Genomic DNA, 19581 nt, shown 5'->3' with positions numbered 1-19581 from the left:
GCAAAGGGAATCCGATGACGATCGATGACCGGGCGCTGTCGGTTGGGCGCGAACGACTGACGGAATCTGACGGTGGGCCATTCCCGCTGACACGCGGGCAACTGGATATATGGCTTGCGCAGGAAACCGATCGCGGAGGCGCGAGGTGGCAACTGGGCTATCTTCTGCGAATCGAGGGCACGCTCGACCCTTGGTTGCTGGAGCACACGATCCGTCAAGTGGTGCGCGAGGCCGAACCATTTAGAGCCGCCTTTTTCCAGGTGGATGGCCAGGTGTTCCAAGCGGCGGTTGATTACCCGGATGTCGAGCTTGCTCGCTATGAGCGGATGGGCTCGCAGGATCCTGTCCAGGAAGCCTATCGGCTGGCATCCTCGATTCAGCGCACGGTGATGCCGCTCAGCGGGCCGCTGTTCAAATTCGCGTTGTTGCAGACGCGGGCAGATGAATTTTATTTGTTCGTCTGCTGCCACCATATAGTGGCGGACGGAATCGGCCTCGCTCTTATTTGTCATCGGATCGGCGATGTCTACAATGCCATGGCGTCGGGCGCGCCGATTCCCCCCGCTTTTTTCGGATCGCTGAGTGATCTGATTGCTTGCGAGGCGGAATACGAAGCGTCCACCGATTATCTCGACGATCAGGCCTATTGGACCAAGAACCTGCCGGCCGAAAGCGAACCGCCTTATGGGTTGGCGCCCGCCGCGGACGGCCGTGAACCCTACGAATCTTCTGCACCGGTGGAATTGGACCCTGTTGCTGTCTCTGGGATCCGAGAGTTGTCGCAGGCGTTGGGGGTGCGTCGCTCGTCGGTGATTGCCGCGGCATGCGCGCTCCTGGTGGGAGGGTGCGACGTCGAGGGCTCGGAGGTGGTTTTCGATTTTCCGGTAAGCAGGCGGGTCCGTCCGGAGACACAGACGGTGCCCGGAATGGTTACCGGGTTCGTCCCATTAGTCTTGAAGGCTTCGCCGGAATCCACGATTGCCAGTTTTTGTGAGCATGTCGACAGGCGACTGCGAGAAGCGTTGGACCATCAGCGGTTCCCGGTGCATCTCATCGAGTACAGGCGACCCCGCGGCTCCGCGCAGAGGTCGAATCGCGTAATCCTCAATTTCATCCCGACTACAAATCTGGCGAATATCGCCGGTGCCAAGATTTCTGGCACCCTGACCCATACGAATCTCGTCGATCAATGTGGGCTGGACTTCTTCAGCGACCACGATCGGCTCTTCCTCGGCCTGCAACCCGGCGCGAAGACGAGTGGGTTCGGCGGCGCTGGGCAGTGGCTTTCTCGTTGTGACATCCGCGATTTGGTCGGTCGGTTGGAGCGGGTGTTGGTGGGGATGGCGGCCGATGCGGGTCGGCGGTTGTCGTCGGTGGATGTGCTGGGTGAGGGTGAGCGCGCGCGCCTGGAAGAGCTTGGTAATAAAGCGGTTTTAACGAGCCCGCACGGTGTTGCGGTGTCGGTGCCGGCATTGTTCGCCACCCAGGTGGCCCGGATTCCGGATGCCGTGGCGGTGGTGTGCGAGGACCAGTCGCTGACGTATCGCGAGCTGGATGAGGTGTCGAATCGGTTGGCGCACCTGCTTGTTGGGCGGGGTGCGGGGCCGGGGCGGACTGTGGCGGTGGTGTTGTCGCGGTCGGCCGAGGCGGTGGTAGCGATCCTGGCGGTGCTCAAGACGGGGGCGGCGTATTTGCCGATCGACCCGGGTCTGCCCGCGGAGCGGATCGGCTTCGTGCTCGCCGATGCCGCGCCGATCGCGGCGATCACCACCGCGGCGCTGACCGAGCGGCTCGACGGCCATGACGTGGCGGTCATCGACGTCAACGATCCCGCCATCGACGCCCAACCGTGTACGGGGTTGCGGGGCCCGGAGCCTGAGGATATCGCGTATGTGATTTACACCTCGGGCACCACCGGGGTGCCCAAAGGTGTTGGGATCAGCCATCGCAACGTGACCCAGTTGTTGGGGTCGTTGCAGGCCGGCCTGCCGGCCGCGGGGGTGTGGGCGCTGTGTCATTCGTTGGCGTTCGACGTGTCGGTGTGGGAGATCTTCGGTGCCCTGCTGCGCGGTGGCCGGCTGGTGGTGGTGCCCGAGGCGGTGAGCGCCTCACCGCAGGATCTGCATCGGGTGCTGGTCGCCGAAGGCGTCAGCGTGTTGACCCAGACGCCGTCGGCGGTGGCCGCGCTGCCGGTCGAGGGGCTGGAGTCGGTGGCCTTGGCGGTAGTGGGTGAGGCGTGTCCGGCCGAGGTGGTGGATCGGTGGGCGCCGGGGCGGGTGATGGTCAACGCCTATGGCCCGACCGAGACCACGATGTGCGTGGCGATCAGCGCGCCCTTAAAGGCCGGCTCGAGTGTGGTGCCCATCGGTGCGCCGGTGGCGGGGGCGGCGTTGTTCGTGCTCGATGGGTGGTTGCGCCCGGTGCCGGCCGGTGTGGTCGGCGAGCTGTATGTGGCCGGTCGCGGCGTGGGATGCGGCTATGTGGGCCGACCAGGGTTGACCGGGTCGCGGTTTGTGGCCTGCCCATTCGGAGCGCCGGGCCAACGGATGTATCGCACCGGGGATCTGGTGCGTTGGCGCGCCGATGGGCAGCTGGATTATCTGGGGCGCGCCGATGAGCAGGTCAAGATCCGCGGCTATCGCATCGAGCTCGGCGAAATTCAGACCGCCCTGACCGCGCTGAGTCAGGTGGATCAGGCGGTGGTCATCGCCCGCGAGGACCGCCCCGGCGACAAACGCCTGGTCGCCTACGTCACCGAATCCGGCACCGGCACCGTCGATCCCGGCGAGCTGCGTACCGCGCTGGGCGAGCGGCTACCGGAATATATGGTGCCGGCCGCGGTGGTCGTGCTCGACGCGCTGCCGTTGACGGTCAACGGCAAACTCGATACCCGCGCCCTGCCCGCACCCGAATACCAGAGCGCCGGTTATCGCGCGCCGGCCAACCCGGTCGAAGAGATCCTGGCCGGCGCGTTCGCCGAGGTCCTCGGGATTGAGCGCGTCGGGGTCGACCAGTCGTTCTTCGATCTGGGTGGCGACTCGCTGCTGGCGACGCGCCTGGTCGCCGTAATCAACACCAGCCTCGATGCCGAGCTTTCGGTACCCGCCCTGTTTGACGCGCCCACGGTTGGCCAGTTGGCGCTCCGCGTCGCCGGGGATGGCGGTCGACGCGAGCCCGTGGTGGCGGTTGAGCGGCCCGCGGTGGTGCCGTTGTCGTTTGCCCAGCAACGCTTGTGGTTCATCGACCAACTGCAAGGGCCTTCACCGATCTACAACATACCGGCGGCGTTGCGGCTCAGCGGACCGCTGGATGCCGAGGCGTTAGGGGCGGCGCTGTCCGACGTCGTGGCCCGCCATGAGAGCCTCCGCACGCTCTTTGCGGCGCCCAACGGAACACCGCAGCAGATGGTTATCCCAAGGGAAGAAGTCGATTTCGGCTGGCAGATCATTGATGCCACCGGCTGGTCGGAAAGCCGGCTGAGTGAGGCCGTCAAAGCCACAGCGTGCCACACGTTCGATTTGGCCACCGAGATTCCTTTGCGGGCACGGCTTTTCCGCATCGCCGACGACGAACACGTGCTGGTGGCCGTGGTGCACCACATCGCCGCCGACGGCTGGTCGATCACCGCTCTGGTGCGTGATCTGGGACTGGCTTATGCCAGCCGGTATGCGGGGCAGGCACCCGGTTGGGCGCCATTGCCCGTGCAGTACGCCGATTACACGCTGTGGCAGCGCACCCAGCTCGGTGACGTCACCGACAGCGACAGCCCGATCGCCGCGCAGCTGGCGTACTGGGAGCAGGAGCTGGCCGGGCTGCCCGAGCGCCTGGCATTGCCCACCGACCGGCCATATCCGCCCATGGCCGACTACCGCGGCGCCAGCGTGGTCGTGGACTGGCCGGTTGAGCTGCAGCAGCGGGTGCGCGCGGTGGCCCGCGAGCACAACGCGACCAGCTTCATGGTGATCCAGGCCGCCCTGGCCGCACTGCTGTCCAAGCTGACCGCCAGCAGCGATGTGGCGGTCGGGTTCGCGATCGCCGGGCGGCGCGACCCGGCGCTCGACGAGCTGGTGGGGTTTTTCATCAACACCCTCGTGCTGCGGGTCGATGCGGCCGGGGATCCCACCGTGGCCGAGTTGCTCGCTCAGGTGCGGGCGCGCAGCGTGGCCGCCTACGAGCACCAGGACGTGCCCTTCGAGCTGCTCGTGGAGCGCCTCAACCCGACCCGAAGCCTGGCCCACCACCCGCTGATACAGGTGGTATTGGCCTGGCAGAACTTCCCCGGCCACACCAGCGATCCCGCCGCCGGGCTGGACTTGGGTGAGCTACAGGTCACGCGTTTGCCGGTGGACACTCAGTCGGCGCGCATGGATCTGACATTCACGCTGGCCGAACGGTTCACCGAGGCTGGTGAGCCCGCCGGGATCGCCGGGGATGTGGAGTTCCGCACCGACGTGTTCGACGCGGCCAGCATCGAGGTATTGATCGAGCGGTTGGAGCGGGTGCTGGCGGCGATGACCGCCGATCCCAGCCGGCGATTGTCGTCGGTGGATGTCCTGGATGCCGCTGAGCGCGCACACCTGGACAAGATCGGTAACCGGGCGGTGTTGGCCCGGCCGGTGCCAACCGCGGCGTCGATTCCGGCGGTGTTCGCCGCTCAGGTGGCGCGCACGCCGGAGGCGGCGGCGATCACTTTTGAAGGCCGGTCGACGACCTACCGGGAGCTCGACGAGGCGTCGAACCGGTTGGCGCACCTGTTGGCCGCCCTGGGCGCCGGCCCGGGACAGTGTGTGGCGCTGCTCTTGCCACGGTCGGCCGGGGCGGTCGTGGCGGTAATGGCGGTGCTCAAGACCGGGGCGGCGTATCTGGCGATCGATCCGGCGCACCCGACGGCGCGAATGGAGTTCATGGTTGCCGATGCCGGACCGATCGCGGCGATCACCACCACAGGGCTGGTTGACCGGTTCGACGGCCGTGACCTGCCGGTCATCGATGTCGACGATCCGCGCATCCTGGGCTGCCCGTGCACGGGCCTGCCGACGCCGGCTGCCGAGGAGATCGCCTACCTGATCTACACGTCGGGCACCACCGGGGTTCCCAAAGGCGTTGCCATTCCCCACCACAACGTGACCCGCCTGCTGACGGCACTGAGCGCCGACCTGGAGCTGTCGCCGGAGCAGGTGTGGACGCAGTGCCATTCGCTGGCCTTCGACTACTCGGTGTGGGAGATCTTCGGTGCGCTGTTGCACGGCGGGCGGCTGGTGGTGGTACCGGAGTCCGTGACGCGCTCACCCGAAGACCTGCACGCGTTGCTCATCGCCGAACAGGTCAGCGTATTGAGCCAGACGCCGTCGGCGTTTTATGCGCTGCAAACCGCCGATGCGCGGGCACCCGAGCGGGGATCTCAGCTGAAGCTCGAGACGGTGGTGTTCGGCGGCGAGGCGCTAGAACCCCAGCGCCTGGGAACCTGGTTGGACCGCCACCGCCGGTCACCGCGGCTTATCAACATGTACGGCATCACCGAGACGACCGTGCATGCCTCGTTCCGCGAGATCAGCGTCGCCGACGTCGACCGCAGTGTCAGCCCCATCGGGGTGCCGTTGGTGCACCTTGGCTTTTTTGTGCTGGACGCGTCGTTGCGTCCGGTGCCGGTCGGGGTGGTCGGGGAGTTGTATGTGGCCGGCGGCGGGCTGGCGTACGGATACCTGGGCCGGGCCGCTTTGACCGGTTCGCGGTTTGTGGCGTGCCCGTTCGGCGCGCCGGGACAACGGATGTATCGCACCGGGGATTTGGTGAGTTGGGGGCGCGACGGGCAGCTGGATTATCTGGGTCGGGCCGATGAGCAGGTCAAGATCCGCGGGTATCGCATTGAACTCGGTGAGATCCGCGCGGCGCTGGCCGCCCTGGATGGGGTGGAGCAGGCGGCGGTGATCGCCCGCGAGGACCGCCCCGGTGACAAGCGCCTCGTCGGCTATGTCACCGGCACCGCTGACCCGGCCGATGTTCGGGCCCGGCTGGGTCAGCGGCTGCCGGCCTACATGGTCCCGGCGGCGGTGGTGGTGATCGACGCGCTGCCGTTGACGGTCAACGGCAAACTGGACACCCGGGCGCTTCCGGCGCCCGAGTACTGCGAGGGCGATCGCTACCGGGCCCCGGCCACGCCCACCGAGGAGATCGTGGCCGGCATCTACGCCCAGGTGCTCGGGCTCGAGCGCGTCGGGGTCGACGACTCCTTCTTCGACCTGGGCGGGGATTCCCTATCAGCCATGCGCGTCATCGCCGCCATCAACAAATCCCTGGACGCCGGCCTCGCGGTGCGCACCGTGTTCGAGTCACCCACCGTTGCCCAGTTGGCGCCCCGTATCGGCGGGGACGGCGGTACGCGTCAGCCGTTGGTGGCCGGCACGCGGCCGCCGATGGTGCCGTTGTCGTATGCGCAGAGCCGGTTGTGGTTCCTCGACCGGTTCGAGGGCGGGGTGGCGACCTACAACATGCCGACCGCGTTTCGGATCAGCGGGGCGCTGGACGTCGAGGCGTTGACGGCGGCCGTCGATGACGTCATCGCCCGCCACGAGGCGCTGCGCACCATATTTCCCGACATGGACGGTGTGCCGTTCCAGCAGGTGCTGCCGGCCGAGGCCGGGATGTGGCGGCGTGGCGACGCGGCAGTGGTGTCGTTGACCGAACAGGATCTGCTCGGCGAGTTGGTGGAACTGGCGGGATATCGGTTCGATCTGGCAACCGAGATCCCGATTCGCGCGCAGATCTATGAGGTGGGCCCCGAGCAGCATGTCGTGGGAATTGTGGTGCACCACATCGCATTTGACGGCTGGTCACTGGCTCCGATGGCCCGGGATATCGGCGAGGCCTATCTGGCGCGGCGGGGGGGCCGGGCCCCGCAATGGGCGCCGTTGCCGGTGCAGTACGCCGATTACACGCTCTGGCAACGGGATTGGTTGGGCGTCGAGTCCGATCCCGACAGTGTGATTGCCGGGCAGCTGGCCTATTGGCGGCAGGAGTTGGCCGATTTGCCCGAGGTGGTGTCGCTGCCGACGGATCGGGCGCGCCCGCCGGTGCCCAGCTACCGCGGCGATGCGGTGGACATGCACCTCGACCCGCGGCTGTGGGCGGGGATCAAGGCGTTGGCGGCGGCGCATAACGCGACCGCCTCGATGGTGTTGCAGGCGGCCATGGTGGTGGTCCTGCACCGGGCCGGGGTCGGCGAGGACGTGACCATGGGCACCCCGATCGCCGGGCGGAGGGATGCGGCGCTGGATGAGCTGGTCGGGTTCTTCGTCAACACCTGGGTGCTGCGGGTGGGTGTGAGGCCTGCGCACCGGTTCAGCGATGTGCTCGAGCAGGTGCGCCAGAAGGCGCTGGACGCCTACACCAATCAGGATGTGCCGTTCGAGCGACTGGTCGAGCAGCTCAACCCGGTGCGCTCCACGGCGCACCATCCGCTGTTTCAGGTGGCCCTGGCCTTCCAGAACAATGTGCGCCCCGAGGTGGCGCTCGACGGGCTCAGCGTCGAGCCGCTGGCGGTGGACAGCCGCACCGCCAAATTCGATCTGGATGTCGACCTGCGGGAGGTGCCCTCCGACGACCCGGCCGCACCGATGGCCGCCGGGGTCGTGACCTATGCCACGGACCTGTATGAACGGGCCACCATCGAGCGCTTCGTCACCTGGTTCACGCGGGTGATCGAAGCGGTCGTCGCGGATGCGTCGGTGGTGGTGGGCGACCTGGCGCTGCTGGATCGCGACGAGCGTGATCTGGTGCTGTCGCGGTGGTCTGGCGCCGGAGTTGGGGCGCCGGCGGGGGTGGCGCCGGAGTTGTTGGACGCGGCGGTGGCCGCCGACCCGGACGCGGTGGCGATCGTGGATCGGGCCCGGAGCTTGTCCTACCGCGAGCTCGACACGTGGTCGACGCGGATGGCGCGGGTGCTGATCGAGGCGGGGGTGGGCCCCGAACGCGCGGTGGGCGTGGCGATGGGCCGGTCCACGGAACTCGTGGTGGCGTGGTGGGCGGTGCAGAAAGCCGGCGGCGTGTATGTGCCGGTGGATCCCGCTCACCCGGTCGAGCGGATCGTGACGGTGCTGGACGCCGTGGGCGCGGTGTGCGTGTTGACCCGCGACGCAGACACGGTGGCCGGCGCCGGCACGCGCCCGGTGCTGCGCATCGACGGCCTGGACCTGTCCGGGCGGTGCGCCGAACCGATCACGGACGCCGACCGGCTGGCGGAGTTGGGACCGGACAACACCGCGTATGTGATCTTCACGTCGGGGTCCACCGGCACCCCGAAGGGCGTGGCGGTCACCCACGGCGGTCTGCCCGGGGTCGCCGCGGCGCACCGCGAGGCGTTTGGGCTGGGCGCGGACACCCGAATGCTGGCGGTGCTCTCCCCGACATTCGACGCCGCGCTCGGTGAGTTGTTGGTCGCGGTGGGTTCGCGCGGCGCGTTGGTGGTCGCGCCGCCGGAGGTGTATGCCGGCGAGGCGTTGACCGCATTGCTGCAGGAGCAACGGGTCAACGCGGCCGTGATGACCCCGACGTTGCTGTCGTCGCTGGATCGAAGCCGGCTGGATGTGTTGTCCACCTTGATCGTCGGCGGTGAGGCCTGCCCCGACGAGTTGGTGGCCGCGTGGGCGCCGGGGCGGCGCATGTTCAACGGCTACGGCCCCACCGAGGCCACAATCTGGGCCACCACGGTGCCGCTCGTGGCGGGGCAGCCGGTCCGCATCGGCAGCCCGCTCCCGGGGATGCGCGCGCTGGTGCTCGACGCGCGGCTGAACCCCGCCCCCATCGGGGTGATCGGCGAGTTGTATCTGGGCGGACCGGCGCTGGCGCGCGGTTATTTGGGCCGCGCGGATCTGACCTCGGAACGGTTCGTGGCCGATCCCTACGGGCCCGCGGGCGCGCGGCTGTATCGCACCGGCGACCTGGCGCGCTGGACGCTCGACGGAACCCTGGACTACCTCGGCCGTGCCGACGCTCAGATCAAGCTGCGCGGGCACCGCATCGAACTGGGCGAAATTGAAAACACCTTGCTGGGCTGCCCGCAGGTCGCCCGGGCGGCCGCCACCGTGCACGAGAGCAGAACCGGCTCGCACCTCGTCGCCTATGTCACCCTCGAGCAGGCCACCACCGCCGAGCACGACGCCGAAACCGTCCAAGCGTGGCAACACCTGTATGACGAGGCGTATGGCGCCGACGTGGACGCGCCGGAATTCGGCATGGATTTCCGCGGCTGGAACAGCAGCTACACCGACGATCCGATCCCGCACGAGGAGATGATCGAGTGGCGTTCGGCCACGGTGGATCGGATCCTCGAGTTGCATCCCGCGCGGGTGCTGGAGATCGGCGTGGGTTCGGGGCTATTGCTTTCCCAGTTGGCGCCGGTCTGTGCCGAGTACTGGGCCACGGACTTCTCCGCGCCGACGATCCAGAGGCTGCAGGCCGCCGTGGCCGGGCAGCCGTGGGGGGATCGGGTGCGGTTGCGGGTGCAGCCCGCCGATGTGTCAGATGCGCTGCCGGAGGGCCATTTCGATGTGGTGGTGCTCAACTCGGTGGTCCAGTACTTCCCGAGCGCGCGCTATCTCACCGACGTGCTGGCGGTCGCGATGCGATTGCTGGCACCAGGCGGGGCACTGTTCGTCGGCGACGTGCGCAATCACAGTCTGCAGGGCGCGTTTCAAACCGGCGTCGCGCTTGTCCGGGCCGCCAACGACACCGCCGACGTTGACGAGATTCGCCAACGAGTTCAGCGCGCAATGCTCGGCGAAGCCGAATTACTATTGGCCCCAGAGTTTTTCACCGCCTGGGCCGCTGGCCATGCATCGGTGGCCGGGCTGGATATTGAAGTCAAGCGCGGCGCGGCCGACAACGAACTCAACCGGTATCGCTACGACCTCGTCGTCTTTAAAACCCCGGCGCCGGTGCGCTCACTGACCGGCGCAGACAGCTGGGCGTGGGCCCAGTGCGCGGGCCTGGGCGGGCTGCACGACCGGTTGGTGGCCGAGCGTCCCGCCATTGTTCGCGTCACCGAGATCCCCCGCGCGGGAGTGATCACCGACGTGCATGCCGAACACGCCCTCGCCGACGGGCTCGCCCTGTCCGACGCGCTGGCCCTGGCCGAGAGCGCGGACGCCGTTGTCCCCGAACAGCTCCACCGCCTTGGCGAGAGTGCCGGATACCGCGTCGCGGTCACCTGGGGAGCCCAACCGGGCACCGTGGACGCGGTGTTCGTCACTGCCGCCGACGCTGAGCGGAGCTGGGCGCTGACCGATCTGTATCTGCCGCCCGACGCGGCCCACCGAGTCACCAGTCACGCCAACGACCCGCAGACCAACACCAAAATCACCGCCGTGCGTCAGCAGTTGAGCGCGTGGTTGCCCGAGTACATGGTGCCGACGCACATCGTGGTGCTCGACGAGTTCCCGATGACGTCCTCGGGCAAGATCGACCGTAAGGCCTTGCCGGCGCCCGTTTTTGCCACTACAGCCTTCCGGGCGCCGCAGACCCAGACCGAAAAGATCGTCGCCGGCCTGTTCGCCGAGGTGCTGGCGATCGACAAGGTCGGGGCCGACGACTCGTTCTTCGACCTGGGTGGGGATTCGCTGTCGGCGATGCGGCTGATCGCCGCGGTCAACAACGTTCTGGATGCCGACCTGTCGGTGCGTGCGGTGTTCGAGGCCCCTACGGTTGCCGAATTGGCGCCCCGTGTCGGTCAGGGCGGGGGCCTGGAGCCGCTGGTGCCGGCGGAGAGGCCGGCGGTGATTCCGTTGTCGTTTGCCCAGAGTCGGTTGTGGTTCATCGACCAATTGCAAGGGCCTTCACCGCTTTACAACGTGGTGGTGCCGTTGCGGCTGAGTGGGCGCCTCGATGCGGACGCGCTGGGTGCGGCGCTGGTCGATGTGGTCGGCCGCCATGAGAGCCTGCGCACCCTGTTCCGGGCGGTCGACGGGATACCGCAGCAACTGGTGGTGCCCGCCGACCAGGCCGATTTCGGCTGGGACGTCGTTGATGCCACCGGATGGCCGGCTGGCCAGGTGGAGGACGCCGTCGGCGCCGTGGTGCGCTACGGGTTTGACCTGGCCACCGAGATCCCGTTGCGGGCAAGGCTTTTCCGCGTCGCCGACGATGAACACGTGATGGTGGCCGTGCTGCACGAAATCGCCGCCGACGGTTGGTCGACGACCCGCCTGGTGCGAGACATGAGTGTGGCCTATGCAAGCCGGTGCGCGGGCCGGGCCCCCGACTGGGCCCCATTGCCGGTGCAGTATGTCGACTACACGCTGTGGCAGCGCGCGCAGTTCGGCGATCTCGACGACAGTGAAAGCCGCATCGCCGCGCAGCTGGCCTACTGGGAGCAGACGCTGGCCGGGATGCCCGAGCGACTGCAGCTGCCCACCGACCGGCCCTACCCGCCGGTGGCCGATCAGCGCGGCGCCAGGGTGACCGTCGAGTGGCCGGCGTTGTTGCAGCAGCAGATTGCTCGGATGGCCCGCGAACACAACGCGACCGGATTCATGGTGACGCAGGCCGCCCTGGCGGTGCTGCTGTCGAAGCTCAGCGCCAGCAGCGATGTGGCGGTGGGATTCGCGATCGCCGGGCGCCGCGATCCCGCGCTCGACGAGCTGGTGGGATTCTTCGTCAACACCTTGGTGCTGCGCGTCGATCTTGCCGGCGATCCCACCGTCGCCGAGCTGCTGGCGCAGGTGCGATCACGCGGCCTGGCCGCCTACGAGCACCAGGACGTGCCGTTCGAGGTACTCGTCGAGCGGCTCAACCCCACCCGATCGTTGGCCCACCACCCGCTGGTCCAGGTGATGTTGGGCTGGAACAACTTCCCGGGACAGGTCAGCGTCCCCGAGACCGGGCTGAGCTTGGGTGACCTTCAGGTCACGCCGCTGCTCGGGGACACCCAGACCGCGAAAATGGATCTCGTCTTCTTCCTCAAAGAATGCTGGACCGACGCCGGTGAGCCCGCCGGGATTTCGGGGCAAGTCGAATTTCGCACCGACGTGTTCGACGCGGACAGCGTCTTGGCGTTGATCGGTCGGTTGGAGCGGGTGTTGGTGGCAATGGCCGCCGACCCGGCCCGGCGGTTGTCGTCGGTGGATGTGCTCGGCGAGGGTGAGCGCGCTCGCCTGGAAGAGCTTGGTAATAAGGCGATTTTAGCCAGCCCGCACAGCGTTGCGGTGTCGGTGCCGGCATTGTTCGCGACCCAGGTGGCCCGGATTCCGGATGCCGTGGCGGTGGTCGGTGAAGGACTGTCGGTGACCTACCGCGAGTTGGATGAGTTCTCGAATCGGTTGGCGCACCTGCTTGTTGGGCGGGGGGCGGGGCCGGGGCGGACTGTGGCGGTGGTGTTGTCGCGGTCGGCCGAGGCGGTGGTGGCGATCGTGGCGGTGCTCAAGTCGGGGGCGGCGTATTTGCCGATCGACCCGGGTCTGCCCGCGGAGCGGATCGGCTTCGTGCTCGCCGATGCCGCGCCGATCGCGGCGATCACCACCGCGGCGCTGACCGAGCGGCTCGACGGCCATGACGTGGCGGTCGTCGACGTCAACGATCCCGCCATCGACGCCCAACCGGACACGGATTTGTCGGGGCCGGCCCCGGACGACATCGCGTATGTGATTTACACCTCGGGCACCACCGGGGTGCCCAAAGGTGTTGGGATCAGCCATCGCAACGTGACCCAGTTGTTGGGGTCGTTGCGGGCGGGCCTGCCGGCCGCGGGGGTGTGGGCGCTGTGTCATTCGTTGGCGTTCGATGTGTCGGTGTGGGAGATCTTCGGGGCCCTGCTGCGCGGTGGCCGGCTGGTGGTGGTGCCCGAGGCGGTGAGCGCCTCACCGCAGGATCTGCATCGGGTGCTGGTCGCCGAAGGCGTCAGCGTGTTGACCCAGACGCCGTCGGCGGTGGCGGCGCTGCCGGTCGAGGGGCTGGAGTCGGTGGCCTTGGCGGTAGTGGGTGAGGCGTGTCCGGCCGAGGTGGTGGATCGGTGGGCGCCGGGGCGGGTGATGGTCAACGCCTATGGTCCGACCGAGACCACGATGTGTGTGGCGATCAGCGCCCCGCTGACGCAAGGATCCGGGACGCCGCCAATCGGTGCGCCGGTCGGCGGGGCGGCACTGTTCGTCCTCGACGGCTGGTTGCATCCCGTGCCCGCTGGGGTGGTCGGTGAGTTGTATGTGGCCGGTGCCGGGGTGGCGGCCGGGTATGCGGGTCGTGCGTCATTGACCGCCTCGCGGTTTGTCGCCTGCCCATTCGGGGCGCCGGGCCAACGGATGTATCGCACCGGGGATCTGGTGCGCTGGCGCGCCGATGGGCAGCTGGATTACCTGGGGCGCGCCGATGAGCAGGTCAAGGTCCGCGGCTATCGCATCGAGCTCGGGGAGATCCAGACCGCCCTGACCGCGCTGAGTGAGGTGGATCAGGCGGTGGTCATCGCCCGCGAGGACCGCCCCGGCGACAAGCGCCTGGTTGCCTACGTCACTGGGACCGCGGACCCGGCCGACCTGCGAACCGCGCTGGCCGAGCGGCTACCGGAATACATGGTGCCGGCCGCGGTGGTCGTGCTCGACGCGCTGCCGTTGACGGTCAACGGCAAACTCGATACCCGCGCCCTGTCGGCACCCGAATACCAAAATGCCGGATATCGCGCGCCGGCCAACCCGGTCGAAGAGATCCTGGCCGGCGCGTTCGCCGAGGTCCTCGGGATTGAGCGCGTCGGGGTCGACCAGTCGTTCTTCGATCTGGGTGGGGATTCGCTGCTGGCGATGCGCTTGGTCGCCGCGATCGAGATGGGTCTGAAGGCAGAGCTTTCGGTGCGCACCGTGTTCGAGGCGCCCACGGTGACCCAGTTGGCGCTCCGTGTCGGCGGAGGTGGCGGTCGACGCCAGCCGGTGGTGGCTCTGGAGCGGCCTGAGGTGGTGCCGTTGTCGTTTGCCCAGCAACGCTTGTGGTTCATCGACCAGTTGCTGGGGCCTTCGCCGATCTACAACATGGCGGTGGCGCTGCGCCTCAGCGGACGGCTGGATGCCGAGGCGTTAGGGGCGGCGCTCGCCGATGTGGTAGCCCGCCAGGAGACCCTACGCACCCTCTTCCCGGCCATCGACGGGATACCCGAACAGGTGGTTATCCCGATCGAGCAGGCCGACTTCGGTTGGCAGGTCGTCGATGCCACCGACTGGCCGGAAACCCGGCTGCAGGAGGCCGTCGACCCGACGGTGCGTCACTCGTTCGATCTGGCCACCGAGATTCCTTTGCGGGCACGGCTTTTCCGTATCGCGGAGGACGAACACGTGCTGGTGGCGGTGGTGCACCACATCGCCGCCGACGGCTTGTCGATGTCGCCGCTGGTGGCTGATCTGGCGGTGGCGTACGCCAGCCGGTGTGCGGGGCAGGCACCCGGTTGGGCGCCGTTGCCGGTGCAGTACGCCGATTACACGCTGTGGCAGCGTGCGCAGCTCGGTGATGTCACCGACAGCGACAGCCCGATCGCCGCCCAGCTGGCGTACTGGGAGCAGGAGCTGGCCGGGCTGCCCGAGCGCCTGGCGCTGCCCACCGATCGGCCCTATCCGCCCGTGGCCGACTACCGCGGTGCCAGCGTGATGGTGGAGTGGCCGCCCGAGCTGCAGCAGCGGGTGCGCGCGGTGGCCCGCGAGCACAACGCGACCAGCTTCATGGTGATCCAGGCCGCCCTGGCCGCACTGCTGTCCAAGCTGACCGCCAGCAGTGACGTGGCGGTCGGATTCGCGATCGCCGGGCGCGATGATCCCGCACTCGATGGATTGGTGGGCTTTTTCGTCAACACCCTGGTGTTGCGGGTCGACCTGGCCGGCGACCCGAGCTTCACCGAATCGCTGGATCAGGTGCGGGCGCGCAGTCTGGCCGCCTACGAGCATCAGGACGTGCCCTTCGAGGTGCTCGTGGAGCGCCTCAACCCGACCCGAAGCCTGGCCCACCACCCGCTGATACAGGTGGTATTGGCCTGGCAGAACTTTGCGCGGGAGGACGGTGTCCCCGCCGGGCTGACCCTGGGTGATCTGCAGGTCACACCGCTGGCGGCGGACACCCGGGTTGCCCGGATGGACCTGACCTTCACGTTGGGCGAACGCTGGACTTCCGCCGGTGATCCCGCCGGCATCGGCGGGTCGGTGGAGTTCCGCACCGACGTGTTCGACGCGGCCACCATCGAGGCGCTGATCGAGCGGCTGGAGCGAGTGCTGATCGCGGTCACCGCCGAGCCGTCCCGAGTGTTGTCGTCCGTGGACGTGCTGGACGCGGGCGAGCACGCTCGGCTGGATGAGATCGGCAACCGGGCGGCGTTGACCCCGACGGCGTCATTCTCGCCGTCGATTCCGGCGGTGTTCGCCGCGCAGCTCACCCGCGCCCCGGAGGCCGTGGCGATCAGCTCCGACGGCCGGTCGATGACCTACCGGGAGCTCGACGAGGCGTCGAACCTGCTGGCGCACCTGCTGACCGCCCAAGGCGCGGGTCCGGGACAGTGCGTGGCGCTGCTGTTCAACCGTTGCGCCGAGGCAGTCGTAGCGATGTTGGCGGTGCTCAAGACCGGGGCGGCGTATCTGCCGATCGACCCCGCGCATCCGGCGGAGCGGATCGCGTTCGTCGTGGCCGATGCCGCGCCGATCGCCGCGATCACCACCGCGGCGCTGGCCGGGCGGCTGGATGGGCGCGACCTAACGGTCATCGATGTGGCCGATCCCCGCATTGACGGCTTCCCCGACACGGGATTGCCGACGCCGGATCCCGATGACATCGCTTACGTGATCTACACGTCGGGCACCACCGGTGTGCCCAAAGGCGTCGCCATCACCCACCGCAACGTCACCGAGCTGCTCGGGTCTCTTGATCCGAGTTTGGCCGGGCCCGAGCATGTGTGGTCGCAGTGGCACTCCTACAGCTTCGACATCTCGGGGTGGGAGATCTACGGCGCCCTCCTGCACGGTGGGCGGTTGGTGGTGGTGCCCGAGTCGGTGGCGGCCGCACCGGAAGACTTCCGCGCGCTGCTGATCACCGAACAGGTCAGCGTCCTATGCCAAACCCCCTCGGCGGTGGGGACGTTGTCGCCGGAGGGTCTGGAGTCGGTGGCCCTGCTGGTGGGCGGCGAGGCCTGCCCGGCCGAGCTGACCGAACGGTGGGCACCCGGGCGCGTGATGATCAACGAATACGGCCCGACCGAGACGACGATGTGGGTGGCCTTGAGCGCGCCGCTGACCGCCGGGTCGGATGTCGTGCCGATCGGTTCGCCGGTACCCGGCGCGGCGTTCTTCGTGCTGGACCGGTGGCTGCGTCCGGTGCCGGTCGGGGTGGTCGGGGAGTTGTATGTGGCCGGTACCGGGGTCGGTGTCGGATATGTGCGCCGCCCGGGGTTGACCGGTTCGCGGTTTGTGGCGTGCCCGTTCGGCGCGCCGGGACAACGGATGTATCGCACCGGGGATCTGGTGAGTTGGGGGCGCGACGGGCAGCTGGATTATCTGGGTCGGGCCGATGAGCAGGTCAAGGTCCGCGGGTATCGCATTGAACTCGGTGAGATCCGGTCGGCGCTGGCCGCGATGGATGGGGTGGAGCGGGCGGCGGTGATCGCCCGCGAGGACCGCCCCGGTGACAAGCGCCTCGTCGGCTATGTCACCGGCGCCGCTGACCCGGCCGATGTTCGGGCCCGGCTGGGTCAGCGGCTGCCGGCCTACATGGTCCCGGCGGCGGTGGTGGTGATCGACGCGCTGCCGTTGACGGTCAACGGCAAACTGGACACCCGGGCCCTTCCGGCGCCCGAGTACTGCGAGGGCGATCGCTACCGGGCCCCGGCCACGCCCACCGAGGAGATCGTGGCCGCCATCTACGCCCAGGTGCTCGGGCTCGAGCGCGTCGGGGTCGACGACTCCTTCTTCGACCTGGGCGGGGATTCGCTATCGGCGATGCGCGTCATCGCCGCCATCAACAAATCCCTGGACGCCGGCCTCGCGGTGCGCACGCTGTTCCACGCGCCGTCCGTCAGGAGCTTGAGCCGGGAATTGGGCCAAGATGCCGGCGAGGTGGAAGTCGTGCCCGTCGAGTTCCTCAAGGAGGGCACCGGTATTCCGCTGTTCTGCATCCATCCCGCGAGCGGGCTGAGCTGGCCGTATCACGCCCTCGGAAATTACCTGGACTGCCCGATCATCGGAATTCAGCAAGCCCCGCAAAACGGCGAGGCCGAACCCGCGTCAATCCGCGACATGGCGAAAAACTATGCCGACCGGATTCAGGGGGTCGATCCGACCGGGCCCTACAACCTTCTCGGCTGGTCTTTCGGAGGCGTGGTCGCCCATGAGATCGCCATCGAGCTTCAGCGACGCGGATGCTCGATCGCACGCCTGATCCTTCTCGACGCCCTCCTGACCGTCCCGAACAGCGACGTCCTGAACAGCGATGTGTTGGTCGAGAAGGCGCTGGAAGAAGTTTTGCGGTTCTGCCGCATCGACATTCCCGATGAGCCGCTCACCTACGAGCTTGCAGAAGAACTACTCCGCGAACGAGGAATCGTCGAATTGGCTCGATACAAGCCGCTCCTCGATTCGATCGTCCGCAACGACGACACGAATCTGGCGTTGGCCCGAGACCATGAACCAGGGGTTTTCAACGGTGACGTGGACGTTTTCGCTGCCGTGGGGGATGACGACGACCAGAGTTCGTCTCCGCTGCAAAGTTGGCGACCTCACATTACTGGCGAAATCCATTGCTACGCGGTCGATTCCAGGCATCAAGAAATGCTGAATACAGAATCGCTCACCCAGTATGGCCAACAACTCAAAGTTCTATTAGAACTCGAAGGTGCGCGCACAGAATGATGGCCGTCAAACCGAGCGCGCCGCGCCCCGCGAAGAGGCGCCTTCCGCCTTTGCTGCGGTCTCGCCCGTTCGTCGCCGTCGTTGTCGCGATCGGCGGCATGCAACTGATGGTGGCGATGGACGGCCCCGTCGCGATCTTTGCGCTGCCCAGGATCCAGAACGAGCTGGGCTTGTCGGATGCCGGGCGGAGCTGGGTGATTACCGCCTACATGCTGACCTTCGGTGGCCTGATGCTGCTGGGTGGCCGCCTGGGTGACACCATCGGCCGCAAGCGCGCTTTCATCGTCGGGGTCGCGCTGTTCACTTTCGCCTCGACCTTGTGCGGCATCGCCTGGGACGGGGGGACCCTGATAACGGCGCGGCTGCTGCACGGCGCGGCTTCCGCGATCATGGCGCCGACCAATTTGGCGCTGATAGCGACCACGTTCCCGAGGGGATCGGCACGCAACGTCGCAACAGGGGTGTTCGGCGCGATGTCCGGTCTCGGCGGGGTGCTGGGCCTGGTGGTGGGCGGCGCGCTGACCGACGTGTCGTGGCGGCTGGCGTTTTTGGTGAACGTGCCGATCGGGCTGGCGGTGATCTGCCTGGCCGTCATCATGCTGCAGGAAACCCAGAAGGAGCGGATGAAGCTCGACGCCACCGGGGCCGCGCTGGCCACGTTGAGCTGTACCGCCGCGGTGTTCGGCCTGTCGATGGGCCCGGAGCACGGGTGGCAGTCGGCCATCACGATCGGTTCGGGCCTGGTGGCCCTGGCCGCCCTCGTGGCGTTCGTCGTGGCGGAGCGCACCGCCGAGAACCCCATCGTGCCGTTCGGCCTGTTCTTCGACCGCAACCGGCTGGCCGCGTTCGCGGCCATGTTCCTCGGCGGTGGCGTGCTGTTCAGCCTGACCGTGCTGGTCGGCATGTATGTGCAGACCATCATGGGCTACAGCCCGCTGCGCGCTGGTGTCGCCTTCATCCCGTTCGGCATCGGGGTGGCCATCGGGGTCGGCGCGGCATCGAAGCTGGTGATGCGGTTCCCGCCGCGGGTGGTGGTGCTCGCCAGCAGCGGCCTGATTCTGCTCGCAACGCTGTACGGCGCGACACTCAACGCCGGGATCCCGTACTTCCCGAACCTGCTTGTGCCGCTCAGCATCGGCGCCCTTGGTATCGGCGCGATCTTCGTCCCGCTCACGCTGTCGGTGATCGCCAGCGTCGGCTCCGACCGGATCGGGCCCACCTCGGCGATTGCCGTGATGCTGCAGACCTTGGGCGGGCCGCTGGTACTGGTCATCATCCAGGCCGCCATCACATCGCACACGCTGCGGCTGGGCGGCACCCTGGGTCCGGTGAAGTCCATGAACGCCGCGCAGTTACATGCGCTGGACCGCGGCTACACCTACGGCCTGTTGTGGCTGGCCGGGGTCGTCGTGCTGCTCGGCGCGGTGGCGCTGCTGATCGGGTACACGGCAGCGCAGGTGGCCCGCGCGCAGGAAGTCAGGAAAGCCGTCGACGCGGGGGAGATCTAGCTCGTCGCGGCCACGGCCGAAGTGTGCGGCGTCGACGAAAAATGCTGTTGCAGAGCGTGATCCGCGCAGCGACCCGGTTTCTGGTGGAGTACTGCCCGCCGCCGGCGCAGCCACCACTCTGTTGGCTCGCGTCGACCACTCTATGTGCGGGTCCTGACTACGCTACCGACTTGATAAGCCTGACAACGGGATTGCAAAACCACAACGCTCTGAATCATGCACCT

2 protein-coding genes are annotated in these 19581 nt (G+C 67.8%); both read left to right on the top strand.

Translation table 11 applies throughout. The features are described 5' to 3' along the window. The first annotated feature begins 14 nt into the window (after positions 1-14). Positions 15-17849, top strand: a complete 17835-nt coding sequence (locus QGN31_RS15105; RefSeq protein WP_201409332.1) for a non-ribosomal peptide synthetase — start codon at positions 15-17, stop codon at positions 17847-17849. Continuing rightward, positions 17849-19357, top strand: coding sequence for an MFS transporter (locus QGN31_RS15100; protein ID WP_326544708.1), 1509 nt, complete (start codon positions 17849-17851; stop codon positions 19355-19357). The genes QGN31_RS15105 and QGN31_RS15100 overlap by 1 nt, the downstream gene beginning before the upstream one ends. Positions 19358-19581 lie beyond the last annotated feature (224 nt).

This window comes from Mycobacterium sp. 2-64 (genome assembly GCF_035918375.1).
GTDB lineage: Bacteria > Actinomycetota > Actinomycetes > Mycobacteriales > Mycobacteriaceae > Mycobacterium > Mycobacterium intracellulare.
This window is presented reverse-complemented; position numbering and strand designations above follow the sequence as displayed.

Excerpts from the sequence above, each read along its gene's own strand:
- QGN31_RS15100 (WP_326544708.1), top strand. The coding sequence starts at position 17,849 with ATGGCCGTCAAACCGAGCGCGCCGCGCCCCGCGAAGAGGCGCCTTCCG.
- QGN31_RS15105 (WP_201409332.1), top strand. The coding sequence starts at position 15 with ATGACGATCGATGACCGGGCGCTGTCGGTTGGGCGCGAACGACTGACG.